Origin of the sequence: Polycladomyces subterraneus (assembly GCF_030433435.1) — a bacterium.
In the GTDB taxonomy this organism is placed as follows: Bacteria; Bacillota; Bacilli; order Thermoactinomycetales; family JIR-001; genus Polycladomyces; species Polycladomyces subterraneus.
Map to the genome: position 1 here is coordinate 674 of NZ_JANRHH010000046.1, position 3,992 is coordinate 4,665.

The window sequence follows — 3,992 nt, forward strand, 5'->3', positions numbered from 1 at the left end:
GTCCACCCGGGTGGCAAAGACCGTAAGCCCCTCCTTTTCCAGCTCTTCAGCAGAGGCGTGCACCCCTGCCTCATCGATATCCGTCAAGCACACCTTGGCTCCTTCTTGGGCGAAGCGCCGAGCGATCGCTTTGCCGATTCCCCGGCCGGCTCCCGTAATAAAAGCGACGCGGTCCTTTAAACGCATGACGATTCCTCCTCACACCGGTAAAATTGGGCTTTTCACCACTTTGTTGACCAACCCGATACAGTGCCTCCTCAACATCTACCAACTCCCACTCCTCAGAACGGGACTTAAGAGATAGCAGTCCATCGTTGAATTTCACCTCGGTCTTCAGCAAGGGAAGACGGTTAATGTCACACTCACATCACGACCACCAGCCGTGAAACCTCACCGCGATCCAGACGGTCAAATCCTTCATTGATGTCCTCAAGACGGATGCGATCAGTCAGTAGCCGGTTGACCGGCAAGCGGCCTTGCTTATACAGCTCGATAAAACGAGGAATATCGCGTGCCGGAACGCAGCTTCCAACGTAAGACCCCTTGATGGTCCGCTCTTCAGCGGCGAGCAGGACTTGCGGGAAAGAAAAATGGTGTTCCGGATGGGGCAGTCCCGCCGTGACGGTTGTGCCACCGCGACGCGTGATGGCGAATGCAGTCTGCATAGCAGGTACTGCACCAGCGGTTTCAATTGCGAATTCCACACCGCCATTGGTGGCCTCGCGAATTTGTTGTGTCACTTCTGGATCCCGTGCATCAAATGCATCGGTGGTCCCCAGTTCCAGTGCCATCTCAAGTTTTGCAGGATTTACATCCACAGCTATGATGCGCCTTGCCCCAGCTACGAGGGCACCAAGTATGGCGCTCAGGCCGACTCCGCCCAGACCGACCACAGCTACACTGCTGCCCACCGGGACGCGGGCGGTATTCACCACAGCTCCAACTCCGGTCATAACAGCACATCCGAAGACTGCGACTTCATCAAACGGTATTTCCGGATCAACCTTGATCAAGGATTTCCTTGATACGACCGCATACTCCGCAAACCCCGAAACACCTAGATGATGATGAATGTCTGTCCCGTCTTTATGTAACCTTCTCTCCCCAGACAAAAGAGTCCCCGCGCTATTGGCAGCAGCGCCCGGTTCACAGAGAGCGGGTCGCCCTTCTTGGCAGGGCAGGCAGTGTCCACAACTGGGCACAAAAGCGCAGACTACATGATCGCCAGGCTGAAGATCGGTTACACCTGGCCCGACTTCCACGACCTCACCTGCTGCTTCGTGACCAAGGGCCATCGGCGTTGGTCGGGGCCGGCTGCCGTTGATGACAGACAGATCCGAGTGGCACAAACCAGCGGCGCGTATACGAATCAGCACTTCATCCATTTGAGGAGGGTCAAGATCCAGAGTTTCTATTCGAAGTGGCCGACTGTCCTTGTAAGGAGACGGAAGGTTCATTTTATGCAGAACGGCGGCGCGTATTTTCATCTGAAATTGCCTCCTTTTTGAGGTGACAAAGTATTATAAGCTTTAAAATCTGATTCGTAATATCCTTCCGTGGATTTACGGAATGAATTGAATTGCTCTGTATCGTGCCCAAAACAAATCTCCGACTGGGTTTCTAGCGCTATCCGGCGGATGCGCTCCAACAAACCAAGTTTTTTCAATTTATATTCTATTGACAAAACGTTACACATTACAAGGTATAACTCTCAGATTTGTCTAAAAAACTCGACTCCATTCCCTCCTACGCCTCAGGACATACAAACCGAACCTTCCCTGGCTTGCTCATATATGGTCTCTTGAAAAACCCGTTCGGTCGATGCGATCCGCCGCTTCGACCAAGGCTGTCCGAGCATCGAGGCAGTGCTCTTTTCGATTCGTCATCTTCCTCGTTCCAAATCTTCCTCAGTCCGATCCACCAGAACCACATCATATCCAGCTTTAGCAGCCACTTGGGCGACCTCATAAGCCCTGCACCGACTACCAAAATCGTATTCACCATATTTTTTCTCTCCTTATACTCGTACGGCCTCTATTCGAGCACTGAAACGAGGCCGATGTTTCCATCCCTTTTCTTTGCATTTTTGTTTTGTGCGAAATGGGAATCATTCTACAATGATTTTGACCGGTTATGTAAGGATCTATCTGAAACCCCGATCAGCGAAGATGCTGCTCTAGTTGTATCCGAATGTGCGAAGGAATGGGTTCCGGTTTTCCCTCCGCAAAATTGTAATGGACGTATGTGCATATCCCTCGCGCCCGCAATTCATTGTCTTGATACAACTCCTCTTCTATTTGAAAACTTGTATTGCCAATCTTCTTGATCCACGTTTGAACCTCCACTTCACGACCGTAGAAGGTTTCTTTTACAAAGTCTATGTTCATGTTAACCAAGACTAACTTCCAATTCTTAAATGACAAATCAGGTGTAAATAAACGAAAAATTTCATCGCGACCCGATTCAAACCAAATCGGAATTGTCGTGTTATTGATGTGACCGACTCCATCAGTCTCAGATACACGCGGACGAATCCTCGTGATAAACATTGATCGATCACCCCTTTTATAATAAACCCACCGTCGTCGGGCTCATTCATGCTCTTTTATCGGATCATTTCCACGGCAAGCTGACAGATAAAGCGCATACAAGAACAGGATTTGGGCTTTCACTCTCCAAAGGCTTGCCGTAAATGGGTGATTATGAATCCCCAAGCATCTTCCGCCACTTCCAACGGGCTGGAGTGTGTGAACCCGTGAACGGCGCCTTCGTACCGTTTGTGACTCACTGCTATGCCTGCTTCCCTTAGCCGCTGCGCATACAGCTCTGCTTCCGGGGCAAGAGAATCGTATTCCCGTAATGATGAGAGCGGAAGGTAGCCCTGCCAGCGACTCCGCATAAATTGGCGAGGCGAGCGGGTTGCGCGCCTGCTCCGGTGACGTCAGGTAGCAGTCATTGAAAATCGCGGCCAACCATGGTGGAATCGCTTGGGGATGCGTCGTCTTCTCATTATGATCGGTCGCCAAATCAAGCGGCGGATAGTCTAATATTTGCAATGCGATTGGAAATTCGTTTCGTTCGCGAGTGAGCAGGCAAATGGCGGCTGCCAAATTCCCTCCGGCGCTGTGACCGCCAACCGCAACCCTCTCCCTGTTGATCCCCAACTGCTCAGGTTGGTCGTACATCCATTTGATGACACCGTAGCCTTCCTCCAAAGCAGCTGTGGGAAATTTATGCTCCGGCGCCAACCGATAATCGACGTTAACAACGACGCAGTCCGCCCGGTCGGCAATCACGCGACACCACACGTCGTCCATTTCCGCGCCTGCCAAGTATAAACCCCCCCCCATGAAAATTGACATACACCGGTAGTAGCTCATGAGGCGGACGAAGTGGCCGGTATACGAATACGCGGGAGTCACCAACAGGTGTCGGAACAAACCGCTCTTCAAACTGCACCTTCGGAACGGATGAAGGACGTAGAGCATACTTGGTCATCTTCGACCTCGCTCTCCATCGAATAATGGTTGCCAACGTTTTTTCTTTTAAGGTTGCCATTGTATATTCCTCGCTTTTACGAATCCAAATACAACTGCTTGTTCTATGGCCTAAACCAGTTTCTTCTCCTCTTCAAATGGCCAGGAGGGCAGATTTTTTCGGAGTTCCTTGTCTTTTCGGTAACCTAATGCGTATTCTGCTTGCATCACTTGATGGATTTCCCTGGTTCCTTCATAGATAACAAGAGCTTTTGCGTTTCTCATATACCGCTCTACCGGGAACTCATGGGAGTAGCCGTTAGCACCGTGAATTTGGACCGCATCCACAGCGGCATTGAATGCGGCATCACAGGTGAACCATTTGGCGAGGGAAGTCTCCCGTGTATTGCGGATCCCTTTGTTTTTCATCCAGCCGACCCGGTAAACCAGAAGCTTGGAGGCTTCGTAGCCTGCCACCATTTTGGCGATCATTTGTTGAACCAGTTGATGTTTCCC

The 3,992-nt window shown here is 50.8% G+C and carries 5 protein-coding genes; all 5 read right to left on the bottom strand.

Going from position 1 to position 3,992, the window contains the following annotated elements; all coding sequences use genetic code 11:
• Positions 1-186, bottom strand: a 186-nt coding sequence (locus NWF35_RS12730; protein WP_301237227.1) for an SDR family NAD(P)-dependent oxidoreductase, incomplete at its 3' end; no start/stop codon positions are given.
• A gap of 176 nt (positions 187-362) precedes the next feature.
• A complete protein-coding gene (locus NWF35_RS12735) occupies positions 363-1,487 on the bottom strand; it encodes a zinc-dependent alcohol dehydrogenase family protein (protein WP_301239563.1) in 1,125 nt (374 codons plus the stop codon).
• A 672-nt stretch (positions 1,488-2,159) separates the two neighbouring features.
• A complete protein-coding gene (locus tag NWF35_RS12740; RefSeq protein WP_301239564.1) occupies positions 2,160-2,549 on the bottom strand; it encodes an acyl-CoA thioesterase in 390 nt (129 codons plus the stop codon).
• Between the two features lie 42 nt (positions 2,550-2,591).
• Positions 2,592-3,332: an alpha/beta hydrolase gene (locus NWF35_RS12745; RefSeq protein WP_301239565.1), complete on the bottom strand. Its 741-nt coding sequence runs from the start codon at positions 3,330-3,332 to the stop codon at positions 2,592-2,594.
• 276 nt (positions 3,333-3,608) lie between these two features.
• The coding region (locus NWF35_RS12750; protein WP_301239566.1) for an acyl-CoA dehydrogenase family protein at positions 3,609-3,992 on the bottom strand (384 nt) is incomplete at its 5' end.

Coding starts and splice junctions, on each gene's coding strand:
- NWF35_RS12740 (WP_301239564.1), bottom strand. CDS start 2,549: ATGTTTATCACGAGGATTCGTCCGCGTGTATCTGAGACTGATGGAGTC.
- NWF35_RS12735 (WP_301239563.1), bottom strand. CDS start 1,487: ATGAAAATACGCGCCGCCGTTCTGCATAAAATGAACCTTCCGTCTCCT.